Origin of the sequence: Actinoplanes sp. NPDC048791 (assembly GCF_040650095.1) — a bacterium.
Taxonomy (GTDB): Bacteria; Actinomycetota; Actinomycetes; order Mycobacteriales; family Micromonosporaceae; genus Actinoplanes.
Genome location: NZ_JBEZGQ010001484.1, coordinates 1 through 1,569 on the forward strand (window position 1 = coordinate 1; position 1,569 = coordinate 1,569).

Sequence of the window (1,569 nt, forward strand, 5' to 3'; positions counted from 1 at the left end):
GCCACGGCGGCGAACTGCTTGCCGATCGAGGCGACCGGGAAGCGGGTCGTGAGCGTGACGGGCGGGTCGGCGGACTGCACCGCGACGGACCCGCCGACGGTCACCAGCGCGGCGCCGCGCAGGCCCTCGAGTGTGCGCATGGCCGACAGGCTATCCCTGTTCAGCGCGGATGCGGAGGCCTCAGGCGGCCGGAAGCCGGATGGTGAAGGTCGTACCGGACCCCTCGGTCGACTCCACCTCGATCCGGCCGTCGTGGTTGTCCACCACCGTGCTCACGATGGCCAGGCCCAGGCCGGTGCCGGGAACCGCCTGCCGGACCGCGTTGCTGGCCCGGAAGAAGCGGGTGAACAGCGCCTTCTGCTCCCCGGCCGGGATGCCCATGCCGGTGTCGGCGACCACCAGGACGATCTCGGCCCCCTCGCGGCGGGCCGCCACCCGCACCTCGCCCCCGCCCGGGGTGAACTTCACCGCGTTGGCCAGCAGGTTCATCACGGCCCGGTCGAGCTGATCGGGGTCGGCGTGCAGCGGCAGCGGGCCCCGCACGTCGGTGTGCAGGCTGACCTCCGCCTTGGCCGCGGCCGGCGCGATCACCTCGATCGCGTGCTCGACCAGCGAGACCAGTTCGACCGGCTCCCGCGAGGTGGAGAACGCCCCGGACTCGATCTTGGAGAGGATCAGCATCTCCTCGATCAGGTCCCGCAACCGCCGGGTGTTGCGGCCGATCACGTCCAGCATCTTGGCCTGCGGCGCGTTGAGCTCGCCGGCGTCGGCGTCCAGCAACAGCTCGACGTACCCGGAGATGCTGGTCAGCGGGGTGCGCAGCTCGTGCGAGACGGTGGACATGAAGTCGGTCTTGGCGGTGTCCAGCTCCTGCAGGCGGGCGACCAGGTGCTGCTCTCGCTCGTACAGGCGGGCCAGGTGCACGCCGCGGCCCAGGTCGGCGGCGACCACCTCGACCAGCCGTACGTCCACCGGGGTGAAGGCCGGGCCGTGATCACGCAGCAGGGTGAGCGCACCCAGGCACTCCTCACCGACGCTGACCGCCACGGTCAGCACCGCCTCGGCCCCGGCCTCGGCGCAGGCCCGGATCTCGGCCTCCGGCGGCTGCACGTCCCCGGCGGGCGCCGCGTCGTCGGTGGTCCACACGTCACCGCCGGAGAGCCAGCCGACGTCGCAGGCGGCGAGCGGGGCGAGGCGGCCGGCCAGGTGCTCGTCACCGAGGCTCGCGTACTGCGGCACGCCGGTCTGTCCGGGGGCCATCCGGACCAGCACGTGGTCGGCGTTCATCGTGGCGGCCAGGCCCCGGATCGCCTCGCCGATCGCGTCCTGCACCCGCAGGTGCGCCCGGATGCGGTAGCCGAGCTCGCGGACCTCGCTGCGCAGCCGCGCCACGTCACGTTCGGCGACGCGGATCCGTTCACGCTCGTCGGCCATGGCGTTGACCGCGGCCGCGACCGCCCGGATCTCGGTCGGCCCGCGGCCGGGGTCCGCCGTGGACTCCGGCTGTTTGCGTTCGCGGTGCCGACCCGCCCCCGACTCGGTGAGGTGTCGCGCCGCAGCCTGCGGCCC

The 1,569-nt window shown here is 73.6% G+C and carries 1 protein-coding gene; it reads right to left on the bottom strand.

From position 1 onward, the window contains the following. Window positions 1-180: 180 nt before the first annotated feature. Window positions 181-1,569 (bottom strand): ATP-binding protein (locus AB0C29_RS47670; protein ID WP_360834900.1); only part of this gene is annotated, 1,389 nt, incomplete at its 5' end.